Below are 17638 nucleotides of genomic sequence, written 5' to 3' on the forward strand. Positions count from 1 at the left end.
CACACGGAGCCGGGGCCCCGGTGAGGGAAGCGAAAAGCGACCGGAACGGCGGGGCAACGGAGGGGCAATCCCGTCTCCCTAGAGTCGGGGCAACGCCCCAGCCGCCCGCCAGCTCCCGGAGGTCCCCGTGCCGCGCTCCCCCTTCTCCCCGCAGTCCCCCCAGCACGTCGTCGTGGTCGGCGGCGGCCCCGCCGCCCACCGCTTCGCGGAGGCGGTGCTGTCCGCGGAGGACCACCACGTGCGCCTCACCGTGTTCGCCGACGAGCCGTGGGTCCCCTACGACCGCGTCCAGCTGTCCAAGGCGCTGACGGGCCCCGCGGGCGCGGTCGACCTCACCCTGGGCGGGGGCACGGTGTGGCAGGACCCGCGGGTGGACCTGCGCCAGGGCGTGAAGGCCCGGGAGATCGACCCCGCGGCCCGCACGGTCGCCGCGGCGGACGGGACCGTGACCGGCTACGACGAGCTCGTCCTGGCCACCGGCTCCGACGCCGCGCGCCTGGACGTCCCCGGCGCCCACCACGCCTTCGTCTACCGCACCCTCGACGACGTCGCGGCCATCCGCGCCGAGGTCGAGCGGCTGCGCGCCCGCTACGGGCGCACCCCGCGCGGCGTGGTCATCGGCGGTGGTCTGCTGGGCCTCGAGGCCGCGGGCGGGCTCCAGGAGCTCGGCGCGGAGGCCACGGTGGTGCACTCCCGCAAGTGGCTGATGAACGCGCAGCTCGACGAGGGCGCCGGCCGCTCCCTCAACGCCCTCATCACCGCGCGCGGCGTGCGCCTGCACCTGGGCGAGCGCCCCTCCGGCGTGGGGCTGCGCAAGTCCGACGGCGAGGTGTGCGCCGTCGAGTTCCGGGACTCCGCCGACCTCGAGGCGGACCTGGTCATCGTGGCCACCGGCATCCGGGCCCGGGACCGGCTGGCCTTCAACGCGGGCGTCGCGACGGCCCCGCGCGGCGGCGTGGTCATCGACGAGGCCTGCCGCACCTCCGCGGAGCACGTGTGGGCGATCGGCGAGGTCGCCTCCTGGAACGGGGAGTGCCTGGGGCTCGTGGCCCCCGCGAACACCATGGCGGAGATCGTCGCCGACCGGCTGGCCGGCGGGCGCTCCACGTTCGACGGCTTCGACACCGCGACCAAGCTCAAGCTCTCCGGCGTGGACGTGGCGTCCTTCGGCGACGCCTACGGCGAGACCGAGGACTGCCTCGAGGTCGTCTACGCGGACCCCGCCCGCGGGATGTACCAGAAGGTCGTGGTCACCCAGGACGCGCGGACCCTGCTCGGCGGGGTGTTCGTGGGGGACGCCGAGCCGTACAACGCCCTGCGCCCGCTGCTGGGCCGGGAGTTGCCCGGCGAGCCCGGCGCCTACCTCTCCGCCTCCGGCGTGGACGCCCCGGCCGGGGACCTGCCCGACGACGCCGTGATCTGCTCCTGCAACAACGTCACGACCGGGGCCGTGCGGGAGCAGATCTCCTGCGGCGTGCACGAGATCGGCGAGCTCAAGAAGTGCTCCCGGGCCGGCACACAGTGCGGGTCCTGCGTGCCGATGCTCAAGAAGACCCTGGACCTGGAGCTGGCGAAGGCCGGCGTGGAGGTCTCCAGGGCCCTGTGCGAGCACTTCGAGCTCTCCCGCGCCGAGCTCTTCGAGGCCGTGCGCGCCCTGGACCTGTCCTCCTGGGACGAGGTGGTCGCCCGCTTCGGCACCGGCCTGGGCTGCGACATCTGCAAGCCCGTGGTCGCCTCCGTGCTCGCCTCCCAGCGGGACGAGTACGTGCTCGACTCCGGCCGGGGCGCCCTGCAGGACACCAACGACCGGGCGCTGGCCAACATGCAGAAGGACGGCACGTACTCCGTGGTCCCGCGCGTGCCGGCCGGGGAGATCACCCCGGAGAAGCTCATCGTGCTCGGCGAGGTGGCCCGGAAGTACGGGCTCTACACCAAGATCACCGGGGCCCTGCGCGTGGACATGTTCGGGGCCCGGCTCGAGCAGCTGCCGGAGATCTGGCGGGAGCTCGTGGACGCCGGCTTCGAGTCCGGGCAGGCCTACGGCAAGGCGCTGCGCAACGTGAAGTCCTGCGTGGGCTCCACGTGGTGCCGCTACGGGGTGCAGGACTCCGTGGGCATGGCCGTGCGGCTGGAGCTGCGCTACCGGGGGCTGCGCTCGCCCCACAAGTTCAAGATGGGCGTCTCGGGCTGCGCCCGCGAGTGCGCCGAGGCCCGCGGCAAGGACGTGGGCATCATCTCCACGACCGACGGCTGGAACCTCTACACCGGCGGCAACGGCGGCGCGAACCCCGCCCACGCCCAGCTGCTGGCCCAGGGTCTGGACGACGAGACCCTGGTCCGATACATCGACCGGTACCTCATGTACTACATCCGCACCGCGGACCGGATGCAGCGCACGGCCCGGTGGCAGGAGGAACTCGACGGCGGGATCGACCACGCGCGCGCCGTCGTCGTCGAGGACTCCCTGGGCATCGGCGAGGAGCTCGAGGCCGCGATGGCCCGGCACGTGGACCGCTACGAGGACGAGTGGGCCGCGACGCTGAAGGACCCCGAGCGGCTGCGCCGCTTCCGCTCCTTCGTCAACGACGCCGCCCCGGACGACTCCCAGGACTACGTGCTCGAGCGCGGTCAGCGCCGCCCCGCGACCGACGCCGAGCGCGCCGCCGCCGAGGCAGGCGACGGCCCCGTGCTGCTGACCGGTCCGCGCATCCCGGTGCGCGAGGGCGCCGCGACCCCCGGGGCCTGACGCGGCCCCGGACCGCCGACGGGATGCGCCCGGCTCGAGCTCCCAGCCGGAACCGGGCCGGAGGTGGCCGCGGCGCCGGGGGTCACGTCCGGTGGAGCCGGCCCTGCCGGTGTAGCACGGTGCGGCGGGCGGCGTCCCCGCCGGCGTCGAGGACCCGCTCCAACGGTCCCCGGCCCAGCGCCCGGTGCCAGCCGACGGCGAGCAGGACCGCCGCCCCCAGGTGGGCGACGGACCAGATGACGGGGAGGTCGTACCGGACCTCGACGGACAGCGCCACCAGGTGGGCGGTGTACACGCTCAGGCCCATCGCCCCCACGGCCGACAGCCGCAGCGACCACACCCCGGACCTGCGGGAGACCAGCAGACAGCCCCCCAGCACCAGCAGTGCCACGCCCAGGCCGGCGGCGATCGCCCACACCCCGTCGACGGGCCACGGGTCCGGGCCCCGCACCAGCACCTCGGCCAGCTCGTCCGCGCCCGTCCCGCCGGTCGCCGGCACCCGGTAGTGACCGTCGAAGGCGTGGGGGAAGAAGAGGGCGGCGGTCCGTGCGAGGACGACCAGACCCGCCCCCGCCGCCAGCAGACGGATCTGGATCCCCGTGTCGCGCAGGTTCATCCGCCCCACCCCCAGCCCGACCAGCAGACAGCTCAGGTACGGCAGGACCGGGTAGGTGCCGGTCACCAGCAGCCGGGAGACCGTCCCGCCCGGCTCCGCCGGCACGTCGGCGAACGCGGGGTGGGCGGAGGCGGGTGCCGGGAGGACGTCCGTCAGGCCCTGCACCAGCAGCGGGCCCACCATCCAGAGGACCGCCGCGCAGACGAACAGCGCCGTCGCGGACAGGCGCAGGAACGGGATGGCCAGCACGAAGAGCACCCCGCAGCAGACCAGGAGGTCGTCCCCCGGGGCGTCCTCGGGCATCAGCGCCCCGAGCCCCAGGCCCACCACGGCGATCAGCACCGCCCGCACGGCCAGCCCCACCCGGTCGGCGGCCAGCCATCGGCCCCGGTGCGGGAACCGTCCCCCGGATCCGAGTGCCAGTCCCACCCCGGCCAGCAGGATGAACAGTGCCGCCGAGGTCTGCGAGAGGAGGAGGTGCGGCCAGGCCGGTGCCGGGGTCACGGCGTGGTGGCCGGGCAGGACCTGCACCGCCATCAGCCCGATCAGCGCCAGCCCGCGGGCCGCGTCGAGGCCCGCCCACCACGCCGGGGACCTGCGGGCACCGCCCGTGGCATCGGCCAGGGCGGAACGCTCCGTTCCGGACGTCCACCTCATGACTCCCCCGTCCTCCCGCACCCGCCCCGGCCCTCCCAGGGTCCGGACCCGAGCCGCATCCGAGGTCCCAGTGCTCCGGGACCTTTCCGGATCCAGGATCTCTGCTGCACGTGGCGCTCCCGTTGCGCGGACCTCACGATTTCGTGAAGTCCGCGGGCCCCGCCGTGCACGCCAGCGGGACCTCCGGCACGCCGCTGTCGCCGCACGGTGTCCGTGGGGCAGGTGGTGCGGAATCGGAAACCTGGGGTAACACCGTGGTCACAGGACCGACCTATGCTCGGGGCATGACGGCCGCACCCACCGCCCCCGCACCCGGTGACCACGGCGCGCCCGGCGCGCTCGGGGAACTCACCGGGTTCCGCGTCGGCGTGACGGCCCACCGCCGCGCCACGGACTTCATCGCCGCCCTGGAGCGCCGCGGCGCGCAGGTGGTGCACGCGCCCGCCCTGATGATCTCCCCCGTGGCCGAGGACACCCGGGTGGTCGAGGACACGCGCACGATGCTCGCCCACCGGCCCGGGATCATCGTGGTGACCACCGCCTACGGGCTGCGCCGGTGGTTCGAGGCCGCCGACGCCGCGGGTCTCGGGGAGGACCTGCGGGACGCCTTCCGCGCCGCCCGGGTGCTCACCCGCGGGGCGAAGGCCCGGGGCCAGGTGCTCTCCCTGGAGCTCGAGGACGCGGAGGTCTCCGAGGACGAGCGGACCTCCTCGGTGGTCGACCGGCTCCTGGCCGACGGCGTGGCCGGCGCCCGCGTGGCCGTCCAGCTGCACGGGCTGACGGACCAGATCCAGCTGGAGCGCCTCGTGGCCGCCGGGGCGCAGGTGGACACCGTCTCCCCCTACCGGTGGCTCTCCGCCGACGACGGCGAGCGCCTGCCCGGCCTGATCCGCGACGTCTGCGAGCGCCGCCTGGACGTGCTGACCTTCACCGCCGCCCCGGCCGTGGACTCCCTGTTCAGCACCGCGCAGGAGATGGGCCGCTACGAGGACCTCGTGGACGCCCTGCGCACGGACGTCACGGCCGCCGCGGTGGGACCCGTGTGCGCCGGGCCCCTGCTGGAGGTCGGGGTGGAGCCGCTCGTGCCGGAGCGCTACCGGCTGGGGGCCCTGGTCCGGGCGGTGTGCACCCACGCGGTCGAGGAGCGCACCCTGGTGGTGCCCACTCGGCACGGGACGCTGCGGCTGATGAGCACCGGCGCCGCTCTGGAGGGCGTGTTCGTCCCGCTCTCCGACGCCCAGGTCGCGGTGCTGCGGGCGCTCGCGGCGCACCCCGGGGCGGTGGTCTCCCGGGGGCAGCTGCTGTCCGCGGTGCCGGGCCTGGAGACCGAGCACGCCCTGGAGATGGTGATCTCCCGGCTGCGCCGGATCCTGCCCGCTCCCCTGGTCGCCACCGTGATCAAGCGCGGCTACCGGCTGGACCCCTGAGCCACGGCCCGGCGGACCGGCCGGACCGCCGCGTTCATCGCCCGTTCCAGTGGGCCCCGTCCGAAGGCTCGCTGCCAGGCGAGGGCGAACAGCACGGAGAGCACCAGGCTCGCGATCAGCCAGAGCAGGGGCGCGGTGTGGAAGAGCTCGAAGGACAGGAACACGAGGTGCGCCGTGTACAGGGTGAGGCTCATCGCGCCCAGGGCCGTCACGGGCAGCAGCCAGGAGCTGTGCCGGCGGGCCAGGAGCAGGCAGGTCCCGACGACGGCCAGGCTCACCCCGAGGCTCCACGCCACGGAGAACGGGGTGTTGACGTCCGGGGTGGTGAGCACGAGCCACCACGGCGTGGTCGTCGGCAGCGTGTCCTCGGGGCCGTAGGTGAGCAGGCTCTCGAGCTGCGCCACGGTGAGGTCCGGGTCGCTGAACAGCAGCCTGGTGTAGACGTCCCCGGCGTAGAGCAGCTGCCGCGAGACCAGCTTCGCGGTCACCGCGAGGACCGTGCCCACCACGACCAGCCGGACCTGGACGTCGCGGCGGCGCAGGTTGAGCCGGCCGATGGCCAGCCCCGCCAGCAGGTAGGCCAGGTACGGCAGGGCGGGGTAGGTCCCCGTCAGGAGCAGCTGGCCGAGCACCGCGAGCGGTTCGGTGACCAGCGTGACGAAGGTCGGGTTGTAGGAGGAGAAGCCCGGCAGCGACTCCCCGGCGAAGTGGAGCAGCAGCGGGCCGGCCACCAGGGCTGCGCCCGCGCCGAGGAACAGGACCCGCGGCCCGAGCCCCAGGAAGGGCAGGGCGAGCAGGAAGTACGCGGCGAAGTAGATCAGGATGTTGTAGGCCGGGGGCTCCGGCGGCATGAGGTGGCCGATGACCAGTCCCAGGACCAGCAGCAGCAGCGCGCGCACCGCGATGCCGGCCCGGGCGGCCGTCATCTCGCGGCCGCGGAGCGGGCGGCGCCCGCCGGAGGTGAGCGCCAGCCCCGTGCCGGCCAGCAGGGCGAACAGGGCCGGGGAGTCGCCGGGGAACAGGATCCACGTCACCGTGGGCCGGCCCGTGGCGGCGTAGGACACGGGCAGGATGTGCACGCACATGATGGCCACGAGCGCCAGCCCGCGGGCGGCGTCGAGGCCCACCAGGCGCCTCGAGGACCGCGGTGCGGCGCCGCGGGACGCGGCCGCCGCGGGCCGGTGCTCGGTGGGGCGCTCCCTCATGGATGGTCGTCCTGTTCGTCGGTGCAGGCCCGCGCGGGCGGGCGGCGGGCGCGACCATCTTCGCACCCCGGGGCACCCCGGCCAATCGTGACGGACCGGTGACCCTGTCCACCCTTGTGCGAGAGCACACGCCGGTGCGGTGGCCTCCGGCGGCACGGGGACCCCTCATGCCGCGGCGACGTGCTCCTCGACGAGCCGGCGCACCGTGTCCGCGCAGCCCCCGCAGCCGGTCGAGGCGCGGGTGGCGCAGCTGACCTCCTCGAGGGTGGCGGCGCCCTGCCCCACGGCGTCGGTGATCCGGCCCATCGTGACGCCGGCGCAGTGGCAGACCTTGGACTCGGGCGTCAGCCGGGTCTCCTGCTGCGCCCCGGCGTCCGGGCCGTCGAGGCGCAGCAGGACGCCGGGGTCCTCGGGCACGGGCTCGCCGCGGTCGTGGAGGAGCCCGATCTCGGCGGCGGCGCGGGGCAGGCCGAGCACGATGTAGCCCTCGAGCGTGCGGTCGGGGCGCAGCACGAGCTGGGCGTAGGTCCCGGCCGAACCGTCCGCCCACTGCACCACGGTCCCGCCGTCCGGGCGGGGCTCCCAGGGCAGGCCCCCGACCGTCCCGGCGCAGGCGAGCTCCACCTGGTGGGCCTTGAGCCGCACCGCGCCGGCGGGACCGGTGGTGAGGGGGGCGAGCACGGCCGTCCCGCCCTCGGCCACGGCGTCCAGTTCGGCCCGGATCCGGGCGGCCAGCCACTCGGCCTGCCGCCAGCCGGGACCGATCAGACCGGACGGGCCCATGCCGTCCCGGCCGGGGCAGACCCGGCAGGACGGGTCCTTGCACAGCACCTCGGCGCAGTCCCCCACCGCGAAGACCCGCTGCTCCACGTCGGCCTCGAGCTCGTGGTTGACCACGATCCCGCGGGCCGTGCGCAGCCCGGCGCCCTCGGCGAGCTCCGTGCGCGCCGTGACGCCGATCGACAGCAGCAGCAGCTCGCCCGGCAGGGTCCGGCCGTCCTCGAGCACGAGCCCCCGGAAGGCCCGGTCCTCGTCGAGGGAGACCTCGCGCGCCTGCGCGCCGGAGACCACCTCCACGCCGGCGTCGGCGAGCGCGCGGCCCAGCAGCGCGCCGCCGGGGGCGTCGAGGGAGCGGGTCAGCACCCACGCCGCGTGGTGGACCACGGTGACCGGGCACCCGGCCTCGCTCGCCGCGAGCGCGGCCTCGAGCCCGAGCACGCCGCCGCCCAGGACCACCACGCGGCCCCGCCGTTCGACGACGGCGCGCACGGCCCGGGCGTCGCGCAGGTCGCGCAGCGCCGTGACCCCGGCGGGCAGGTGCTCGTAGGCGCCGGGGTCCGGGTTGATCCCGCGCAGCACGGGCAGGTTCGGGCGGGCCCCGGTGGCCAGGACCAGGCGGTCGTAGCCGAGCTCCCGGGTCTCCCCCGTCGGCCCGTCGGTGAGCCGCAGGACCCGGCGGAAGCGGTCGATCCGGGTGACCTGCGTGCCGAGCAGCACGTCGATCCCGGAGCGGGCCAGGAGTTCGGGGTCGGCCAGGGCCATCGTGGCGCGCTCGGTGCGGCCCATGGCGTGCTCGCCGATGAGCACCCGGTTGTAGGCGGGGTCGGTCTCCCCGCCGATCACGGTGAGGCGGATCGTGCCCGCGGCGGCGAGGTCGGCGACGTCGTCGACGAAGCGGGCGGCCACGGGGCCGAAGCCGATGACGACGACGTGCTCGCCGGGCCGCATCGGGGTGCCGTGGGCACGGGTGGGGCGGTGCACGGTCATCGGGTCGTCTCCTCGGCGTCGATCGCCCGGACGGTCACGGAGCCGGCCTTGAACTCGGGCATGGCCGAGACCGGGTCCACGGCCGTCGAGGAGACGAGCCGGTTGGCGGTCTGGGTCCCGGCGTAGTGGAAGGGCAGGAACACCGTGTCCGGGCGGATGTCGGTGCTCAGCTCGGCGCGGGCCACGGCCCGGCCGCGGGCGCTGGTCAGCTCCACCGCCGCGCCGTCGCGGATCCCGTGGGCGGCGGCGGTCGCGGGATGGATCTGCATCATCGACTCGGGCCGGGCCGCGTGCAGCGAGGGCACGCGGCGGGTCTGGTTGCCGGACTGGTAGTGCTCCAGCCAGCGGCCGGTGGTCAGCGTGAGGGTCCCCGCGGTGTGCAGCGGCTCCCGCCGGTGCCCGCGCGGGCTGGTGTCCACGGCCCGGCCGGCGGCGCGCGGGCGGACCGGGACGAGCACGGCCCGTCCGTCCGGGTGGCCGAAGCGGTCGAGGAAGACCCGCGGCGTGCCCGCGGACGCCCCGGCGGGGTGCGGCCACCAGCAGGCCTCGCCCGCGTCCAGGGCGGCCCAGCCGATCCCCGAGTAGTCGGCCTTCCCGCCGGCCGAGGCCCGGCGCAGCTCCTCGAACACCTCCTCCGGGTCGGGGCTGAACGTGCCGGGGGCCTCGAGCCGCCGGGCGAGCTCGGCCATGATCCACAGCTCGTCCCGCGCCCCGGGCGGCGGGTCGAGCGCGCGGCGGCGGCGCAGCACCCGGCCCTCGAGGTTGGTCATGGTGCCCTCCTCCTCGGCCCACTGCAGCACCGGCAGGACGAGGTCGGCGAACTCGGCGGTCTCGGAGAAGAAGAAGTCGCAGACCACCAGGAAGTCCAGGGCCTGCAGCCCGCGGACCACGGCGTCGGTGTCCGGGGCGCCGATCACCACGTTGGAGCCGTTGACCCACAGGCAGCGGACGCCGCCGGTGGTGCCGAGGGTGGTCAGCATCTCCGCGGCCGGGATCCCGGGGCCGGGCAGCCCGGCGGGGTCCACGCCCCACACCCCGGCCACGTGCGCGCGGGCGGCGGGGTCCGTGATGCTGCGGTAGCCGGGCAGCTGGTCGGCCTTCTGGCCGTGCTCCCGGCCGCCCTGCCCGTTGCCCTGCCCGGTGAGGGTGCCCCAGCCGGAGCCCTCGCGCCCGGGCAGGCCGAGGAGCAGGGCCAGGTTGATCGCGGCGGTCGCGGTGTCGGTGCCGTCGACGTGCTGCTCCACCCCGCGCCCGGTCAGCACGTAGGTCCCCTTCCGTGCCCGGGCCAGCAGGCGGGCGGCCCGGCGGATCCGCTCCGCCGGGACGCCGGTGACCTGCTCGACCCGCTCGGGCCACCACGCGCTGACGCTCGTCGTGAAGGCCTCCGAGCCGGTGGTGCGCCGCTCGAGGTACTCCCGGTCGGCGAGGCCCTCGTGCAGGACCACGTGGGCCAGCCCCAGCAGCAGCACGAGGTCGGAGCCGGGGGTGGGCTGCAGGTGCAGTCCGCCGTCGTCGTCGGTCATCCGGGCCGTGGCGGAACGGCGGGGGTCGACGACGACGAGGCCCCCGTGCTGGCGGGCGTGCTGCAGGTGCTGGACGAACGGGGGCATGGTCTCGGCGGGGTTCGTGCCCAGCAGCAGGACGGTGTGGGCGTCGTCGAGGTCGGTCACGGGGAACGGCAGGCCCCGGTCCATCCCCAGCGACCGGTTGGCGGCGGCCGCGGCGGAGGACATGCAGAACCGGCCGTTGTAGTCGATCCGCGAGGTCCGCAGGGCCACCCGCGCGAACTTCCCCAGCTGGTAGGCCTTCTCGTTGGTCAGCGACCCGCCGCCGAAGATCCCCACCCCGTCCCGGCCGTGCCGCTCCTGGGCGGCCCGGAGCTCCGCGGCCATCCGGTCCAGGGCCGCGGCCCAGGACACCTCCTGGAAGACGCCGTCCGCCCCGCGCAGCAGCGGTGCGGTGAGCCGTGCGGGGTCGGCGAGCAGCTCCGCCGACGTCCAGCCCTTCCGGCACATCCCGCCCCGGTTGGTGGGGAACTGCCGGGCGGCGACCTCCGGGTAGCCCTGCGCCGCGGCGGCCACCGAACCGGTGTCCAGGGTCATGGCGCACTGGAGGGCGCAGTACGGGCAGTGGGTGGCCGTGGTGCTCATGCGGGCGGTTCCTCCTGGGGTCGGCGGGACGGGGCGGGGCTGCGGGCTCAGATGTGGCTGTCGCCCATCTCCGTGCCCCGGCGGAGGTAGCAGCACCAGGTGACCGCGAGCGCCACCACGTAGAAGGCCACGAAGCCGTAGAACGCCGCGCTGTAGGCCCCGGTGGTGCTGTTCGAGAGGTTCAGCGCCTGCGGGATCAGGAAGCCGCCGTACGCGCCGACCGCACCGATCAGCCCGAGGGCGGCCGAGGCCTTGCGCTCGGTGGAGACCGCCGCGTCCTGCTGCTGCCGCAGTCCCAGCACCCGGTAGATCGAGGGGATCATCCGGTAGGTGGAGCCGTTGCCCATGCCCGCCGCGGTGAACAGCAGCAGGAACAGGCCGAGGAACAGCCAGAAGTTGGCCAGCGGCAGGGTGAGCACCACGGCGAGCGCGAGCAGCGCCATCACGGCGAACACGGCGACCGTCATGGGGGCGCCGCCGAAGCGGTCCGCGAGCCGGCCGCCGTAGGGGCGGGAGACCGAGCCGACCAGGGGGCCGAGGAACGCCAGGGACAGCGCCGCGGCGCCCACGCCGAAGGACGAGAACTCCGGGAAGGTGTCGGCGATCAGCTTGGGGAACACGCTGGAGAAGCCGATGAAGGAGCCGAAGGTGCCCACGTAGAGGAAGGACATGATCCAGAAGTGCGGCTCCCGGACCGTGGCCAGGGACCCCGCGACGTCCCCCTTGGCGTGGGAGAGGTTGTGCATGTGCTTCCGGGCGCCCCACGCCGCGAGCAGGATGAACGGCACCCAGATCCACCCGGCCAGCGGGAGGTCCAGGGCCCCGGCCGCGAGAACGGTGACCGCGATCGGGACGAGCAGCTGGGCCACGGCCGTGCCGAGGTTGCCGCCGGCGGCGTTGAGCCCCAGCGCCCACCCCTTCTCCCGCACGGGGTAGAAGAAGGTGATGTTGGCCATCGAGGAGGCGAAGTTGCCGCCGCCGAAGCCGGCCGTGGCCGCCAGGAGCAGCATGACCGCGAACGGCGTCTCCGGGTTGCCGACAGCCAGGGCCAGGCCCACCGTGGGGACCAGCAGCAGCAGGGCCGAGACGATGGTCCAGTTCCGGCCGCCGAACCGGCCCACCATGAACGTGTACGGGATGCGCAGCGTGGCGCCCACCAGGGACGGGATGGAGATCAGCCAGAAGATCTGGGAGTCGCTGAAGGCGAAGCCCGCCGCCGGCAGGTAGATCACCGTGATGGCCCACAGCTGCCAGACGGCGAAGCCGAGGAACTCCGCGAAGATGGACCACTTGAGGTTGGTGCGCGCGATCGGGCGGCCGGTGGACTCCCAGAAGTCGGGGTCCTCGGGCCGGTAGCCGTCCAGCCAGCGGCCGGGCCGCTCCCGCAGCGCGAGCGGCGGGGGCGCCGGGGTGCCGGTTGCCGTGGTGGCCGGGTCGGGATGCAGTTCTGAGCTCACGGGTGACCTCCTGGGCGAGCGGGGCGGAGCACGGCGACGGCGGCGTGCGGTGCTCCCACGCTACGAACCCCGTGTTTCGGTCCCCGACGGCGGGAGTAACACCTCGATGCACTTCCACTCACAGCACCGGGACGCCCGTGTGAGGTCCCCGGGCGCCCTCATGCGCCCCGTGCCACGCCGAGTCCCCAGCCCCCGGCCCTCTCACGCACCGAGTCCCCCATGTGTGCGCGTTTCCCCAGGATCGAACTGGGGATCTGCGCACGCATGGGGGACTCGACGGTCACGGCTGGGCCGCGGGGCCGGCGCCGCGAGGGGGCCGGGGTCACAGGTCAGCGGGCGGCGACGCTTTCGGCGATGCGCTTCGAGGTGCGGGCCACCAGCTTCTCGAGCGGGCCCTGGCCCACGGCGCGCTGCCACGCGACGGCCAGGAGGCCGAACACGGCCACCTGCATCCAGAACCAGAACCCCGGGTGCAGCTCGTAGACCCCGGTGCCGAGGAACAGCAGGTGCAGGGTGTAGAGCGTGAACGTCATGGACCCGGCGGCCGCCAGCGGCGTGAGCGTCTTGCCGATGAGCCGGGCCAGGAGCAGGAACGCCCCGAGCGCGAACGCGGCCATGCCGAGGCTCAGGAGCAGCGCCACGGGCGTGTTGCTGTGCGGGGCGGGCACCATGAGCCACCACAGGGTGGTGGTCGGCAGGGACGGGTCCGGGCCGAAGACGAGGATCTCGTCGATCTGCTCCTCGGTCAGCCACGGGGTGGCCTCCCAGATCCGGTCGTAGACGCCGAGGGCCAGCAGCGCCCCCATGGACACCGTCCAGGAGAGCAGGGCCAGCGCCGCGCCGGCGCCCACGAGCCACAGCTGCACCCGCCGGCTGGTGAGGTTCATTCGGCCCAGGGCGATCCCCGCGCACAGGTAGGCCATGTACGGCAGCGCCGGGTAGGTGCCCGTCAGCAGCAGCTGGGAGAGCACGGTGACCGGGTCGGTGACCAGGTTCCACAGGGTGGGGTTGCCGTACACGTGGGCGGGCAGGACGTCCACGGCCCACTGCATCAGGAACGGGGCCAGCACGGTGAACGCCGCCGCGCTGATCAGCAGGTGCCGGATGCGCAGGCCCAGGAACGGGATGGCGAGCAGGAAGAACATCCCGTAGTAGATGAGGATGTTGTCCACCGGCAGGGCCACGAAGCCCACGAGGAACCCGACGAGGGCGATCACCGCGGCGCGGCCCACCAGTCCCGCCCGGTCTCCGGCCAGCCGCCGTCCCGAGTGCGGGGTGCGCCCGCCGGAGAGGAACGCGAGGCTCACCCCGGCGAGGGTCGCGAAGAGGGCGGCCGAGTGCCCGGCGAACAGGGACCAGCTCAGGGAGGCGCGCTCGTTCTCCGCGTCCCAGAACGGCAGGGTGTGCACGGCGACCATCCCGAGCAGGGCGAAGCCCCGGGCGGCGTCCACGCCGACCAGCCGCCGCCGGGTGCGCCGCCCGGAGGCGCCGGGGACGTTGAGCACCGCGGTGCCCCCGCCACGCGTGGCGGCCGCGTGCTCAGCGCTCACGGGTGGCACCTCCGGCGGGAAGGGCCTCGGCGTGCAGCGGGCGGATCGGGTTGCCGCCCCAGGTGCTGCCGGCGGGCACGGTCTCCTGGGCCATGACCAGGGAGCCGGGGCCCACCGTGGCGCCGGCCTCCACCGTGCTGCCGGGCAGGACGAAGCTGTTGGGCCCCAGGGTGGAGCCCGCCTCCATCGACACCGGCTGCAGCCGCATGATGCGGTCGTGGAACAGGTGGGTCTGGAGCACGGTCCCGCGGTTGACGGACACGCCGCGGCCCAGGTGCACCAGGTCGAACTCGGGCAGCCACCAGGTCTCGCACCACACGCCGCGCTCGATCTTCGCGCCCATGAGCCGGGCCCAGGCGTTGAACACCGGGGAGCCGACGGCCAGCCGGATCAGGCCGGGCACGGCCAGGGACTCCGCGAAGGTGTCGGCCAGCTCGTTGCGCCACACGAAGGAGCTGAACAGCGGACGCTCGCCCTCGCGGAAGCGGCCCATGAGGGCCCACTTGACCAGCACGGGGAGGAGGGCGGCCACCACGCCGGCGGCGAGCACCACGGGCGTGGCCCACAGCAGCGCCGAGACGATGCCGTCGAGGCCTCCCCCGGCCCGCATGTACACGGTGGTGAGCACGAAGACGATCGCGAGGTCGATCCACGCGGTGACCATGAAGGGCACGGCGCGCAGGGACTCGACGAGCGTGCGGGCCACGACCAGGCGCCGGCGTGGCCGGTAGGTGACGGCCTCGTCCGCGGTGTCGGTGACGCGGCTGATCGGCTCGGGCAGCCGGCCCAGCCAGGAGGTGCCGCGCTCGGCGTCGGCCGGGGCGGAGGAGAGCACGGCGACCAGGGAGTCCTTAGGCACGTCCCGGTCCGGGCCCACGATCGCGGAGTTGCCCACGAAGGAGCGCTCACCCACGGTCGAGGGGCCCACGTGGATCCAGCCGAAGCCGGTCCGGGCAGAGCTGACCATCGAGTGGTCGGCCATGAAGGAGCCGGACTCGAAGGTGGTGAGGTGCGGCAGGGTCTCCACGGTGGAGATCTCCACCTGGCTGCCCACCCGGGCGCCCAGCAGCCGCAGGAAGAACGGCGTGGCGATCGAGGCGTAGACCGGGTAGGTGGAGACCAGGCTCTTCTGCAGCAGCACGCCCGTGAGCCACACGGCCCAGCCCACGGTGCCGTCGGCGGGGTGGTGGCCGGGACGGATCAGCAGGGCGAGCGCGCGCACGACCAGCACGAGCAGGGCGAGGTAGACGAGGACCGTGAGCACGGCGAAGACGGGCACCCACAGGGCCATGACGGGGAAGACGAGCTCGTAGAGCTCGAGCCCGCGCACCTGGGTGAAGACGATCAGCGCGCCGGGGACCACGGCCAGCACGGGCAGGATGCCGACCGCGCCGAGACCCAGGGCGTACAGCAGCCCGGTGAGGAACCGGTTGCTGCGGCCGGGGGCCCACTCGAGCCAGGACTCCCCGGCGGGGCCGAGGTCCACGAGCGGGGAGCCGCCCTGCAGGCGGCCGGCGGGGACGGTGCCGGTGACGTGGGAGCCGGGGTCGACCTCCGCGCCGGCCTCGACCACCGCGCCCGGGCTCAGGAGCGTGCGGGTGCCGACCCGGGCGTTCTCGCCCACGGTCACGCCGCCGAGGTGGAAGACATCGCCCTCGAGCCAGTAGCCGGAGAGGTCCACCTCGTGCTCGATCGCCGCGCCGTCGCCGATGCGGGCCATGCCGCTGACGGGGGGCATCGTGTCGAGGTGGGCGTGGCGGCCCACCCGGTTGCCGAGCAGCCGGAAGAACAGCACCATCACGGGGGCGCCCATGAGGGGCTCGAACTTGTTGAAGATCAGGACCCGCTCGGCCATCCAGACCCGCAGGTGGGTCCAGGAGCCGCGGGCGTGGGCGCCGGGGCGCAGCCGGAAGGTCAGCAGCCGGATGAACAGCGCGGTGAGCACCAGCCGGCCGGGCAGCGCGAAGAGCACGAGCCAGCCGAGAACCAGGGGCAGCAGCGGCGGGTTCGGGACCCAGCCCGCACCGAGCACGTTGAAGAGCAGCCACACGACGATCGAGGCGCCCAGGACGTAGCGCAGCCCCGAGACGGCGTAGAGGGCCGTGAGGAAGGGGATCTGCACGAGGCCGTTCCAGCGGGGGACGTCCGCCACCCGGCGCTCGCGCGCGGCGTCCTGGGCGACGACGTCGACGGGCGCCAGCGTGGTCAGGTACTCGTGCATCCCGGCGAGCGTGGGGTGCCGGTAGATCTCGGCGATCGCGGCGTCCGGGTAGGTGCGGCGGATCTCGGAGACGAGCTTGGCCACCGCCACGGACGTGCCGCCGAGGACGAAGAAGTCGCTGTCCTCGTCGATGGGCAGGGGGCCGAGCTGGTCCGCCCACAGGGCGGCGAGCCACTCGAGCTCGGCGTCGATCTGCGAGGCCTCCGCGGCGGCGCCGGCGGAGGGCAGCGGCCAGGGCAGGGCCTTGCGGTCCACCTTGCCGGAGGTCTTCAGGGGCAGCTCGTCCATCAGGGTCAGCGCGGGCACCATCTGGCCCGGCAGCCGGTCGGCGAGGAGGCGGCGGGCGTCGGCGAGGTCCACCGAGCCCGGGGCCTCGGCCACGAGGTAGCCCACGAGGACCTGGTTGCCGGCCGGGGTGGTGTGCACGGCGGCGGCGCCGGCCTGCACGCCGGGCAGCCGCGACATCTGCTCGTCGATCTCGCCCATCTCCACGCGCCGGCCGGAGATCTTGACCTGGTCGTCGGCGCGGCCCACGAAGACGATGCCCTCGGGGTCGGCGCGCACGAGGTCCCCGGAGCGGTAGGCCCGCTCCCAGCCCAGGGTGTCCATGGGCGCGAACTTCTCGGCGTCCTTGGCGGGGTCCAGGTAGCGGCCCAGGCCCACGCCGCCGATGATCAGCTCGCCCTCCTCGCCCCAGCGCACGGGGTTGCCGGAGGTGTCGACGATCGCCAGCTCCCACCCGGGCAGCGGCAGGCCGATGCGCACCGGCGGCTCGCCGGTGAGCACGGCGCCGGTCGCGATGACCGTGGCCTCGGTGGGGCCGTAGGTGTTCCAGACCTCGCGGCCGGGGTGCACCAGGCGGGCGGCGAGCTCGTTGGGGCACGCCTCCCCGCCGAAGATGAGCAGGCGGATGCGGCTCAGCGCCTCGGCCGGCCACATCGAAGCGAGCGTCGGCACCGTGGAGACGGCGGTGATGTCCCGCTCGACGAGCCACGGGCCGAGGTCGGTGCCAGAGCGCACCACGGCGCGGGGGGCGGGGACCAGGGCGGCGCCGGAGCGCCAGGCCAGCCACATCTCCTCGCACGAGGCGTCGAAGGCCACGGAGAGCCCCGCCATCACGCGGTCGCCCGGGCCCAGGGGGCGCCGGGGCAGGTAGAGCTCGGCCTCGGCGTCCACGAGAGCGGCGGCCGAGAGGTGGCTGATCGCCACGCCCTTGGGCTTGCCGGTGGACCCGGAGGTGAAGATGATCCAGGCGTCGTCGCCCGTGCCGGGCTGCTGGCAGTCCGCGCCCGCGCGGACGCCGGGGCGGGGCCGGAGGGACAGGTCCGCGCCGTAGACGGCGCACACCGAGGCCTCCTCCCAGACCGTGTTCGCCCGCTCGTCCGGGTCGTCGAAGTCGACCGGGACGTAGGCGGCGCCGGCGAAGATCGTGCCGAGGACGGCCACGTAGAGGTCCACGGTCCCGGAGGGGACGCGGATGCCCACGCGGTCCCCGCGGCCGATGTCGAGGTCCCACAGGCGCTGGGCCTGGGCCTCGACGCGCTCGAGGAACTCGGCGTAGCTGAGCACCGTGGTCCCGTCGTCGAGGGCCACCGCGTCCGGGTGGCGCGAGACGGTGTCCATGACGATGTCCACGAGCGTGCGCGGGGCCGGCGCGGGCGAGACGGGGAAGACGGCGCGGCCCGGGACCTGCGGCATGGGCTGCGTGTGCAGGGCGCGGTCGAGGACCTCGCCGTCCTCCATCGGGTCCTGCTCCGGGTAGCGGTCCTCGAACAGGTGCCGACCGCCTCCCTGGCGGGTCGAGCCGCTGCGCGTGGTTGGGCGCACTGTCATTGAATCCCC

9 protein-coding genes are annotated in these 17638 nt (G+C 74.6%); 2 read left to right on the plus strand and 7 right to left on the minus strand.

The window, feature by feature from the left end; all coding sequences use genetic code 11:
• Nucleotides 1-127: 127 nt before the first annotated feature.
• Nucleotides 128-2746: a nitrite reductase large subunit NirB gene (gene nirB, locus EQG70_RS12360; RefSeq protein ID WP_109268669.1), complete on the plus strand. Its 2619-nt coding sequence runs from the start codon at nucleotides 128-130 to the stop codon at nucleotides 2744-2746.
• Between the two features lie 82 nt (nucleotides 2747-2828).
• Here nirB and EQG70_RS12365 read toward each other — a convergent pair whose 3' ends face one another.
• Complete coding sequence (locus EQG70_RS12365) at nucleotides 2829-4019, minus strand: heparan-alpha-glucosaminide N-acetyltransferase domain-containing protein (RefSeq protein ID WP_109268668.1); 1191 nt, start codon at nucleotides 4017-4019, stop codon at nucleotides 2829-2831.
• 284 nt (nucleotides 4020-4303) lie between these two features.
• On the opposite strand from EQG70_RS12365, the gene EQG70_RS12370 reads away from it, so the two are divergent.
• Nucleotides 4304-5446 (plus strand): uroporphyrinogen-III synthase, encoded by a 1143-nt coding sequence (locus EQG70_RS12370; RefSeq protein WP_109268667.1) that lies wholly within the window; start codon nucleotides 4304-4306, stop codon nucleotides 5444-5446.
• Here EQG70_RS12370 and EQG70_RS12375 read toward each other — a convergent pair.
• The 6 genes from EQG70_RS12375 to EQG70_RS12400 all read right to left on the minus strand — a co-directional run bounded on the left by EQG70_RS12375 (nucleotide 5428) and on the right by EQG70_RS12400 (nucleotide 17539).
• The gene (locus EQG70_RS12375; protein WP_109268666.1) at nucleotides 5428-6651 is read right to left on the minus strand and encodes a heparan-alpha-glucosaminide N-acetyltransferase domain-containing protein; all 1224 of its coding nucleotides are present in this window, start codon (nucleotides 6649-6651) and stop codon (nucleotides 5428-5430) included. The genes EQG70_RS12370 and EQG70_RS12375 overlap by 19 nt on opposite strands.
• Before the next feature lie 165 nt (nucleotides 6652-6816).
• The gene (locus EQG70_RS12380; RefSeq protein WP_244296548.1) at nucleotides 6817-8418 is read right to left on the minus strand and encodes an FAD-dependent oxidoreductase; all 1602 of its coding nucleotides are present in this window, start codon (nucleotides 8416-8418) and stop codon (nucleotides 6817-6819) included.
• Nucleotides 8415-10568, minus strand: a complete 2154-nt coding sequence (locus EQG70_RS12385) for a molybdopterin oxidoreductase family protein (RefSeq protein ID WP_109268665.1) — start codon at nucleotides 10566-10568, stop codon at nucleotides 8415-8417. The genes EQG70_RS12380 and EQG70_RS12385 overlap by 4 nt, the downstream gene beginning before the upstream one ends.
• A gap of 47 nt (nucleotides 10569-10615) precedes the next feature.
• Nucleotides 10616-12025 (minus strand): MFS transporter, encoded by a 1410-nt coding sequence (locus EQG70_RS12390; protein ID WP_109268664.1) that lies wholly within the window; start codon nucleotides 12023-12025, stop codon nucleotides 10616-10618.
• A gap of 329 nt (nucleotides 12026-12354) precedes the next feature.
• A complete protein-coding gene (locus tag EQG70_RS12395) occupies nucleotides 12355-13575 on the minus strand; it encodes a heparan-alpha-glucosaminide N-acetyltransferase domain-containing protein (protein ID WP_109268663.1) in 1221 nt (406 codons plus the stop codon).
• Nucleotides 13565-17539 (minus strand): Pls/PosA family non-ribosomal peptide synthetase, encoded by a 3975-nt coding sequence (locus EQG70_RS12400; protein WP_109268662.1) that lies wholly within the window; start codon nucleotides 17537-17539, stop codon nucleotides 13565-13567. The genes EQG70_RS12395 and EQG70_RS12400 overlap by 11 nt, the downstream gene beginning before the upstream one ends.
• Nucleotides 17540-17638: the final 99 nt, after the last annotated feature.

Origin of the sequence: Kocuria rosea, assembly GCF_006094695.1 — a bacterium.
Taxonomy (GTDB): Bacteria; Actinomycetota; Actinomycetes; order Actinomycetales; family Micrococcaceae; genus Kocuria; species Kocuria rosea.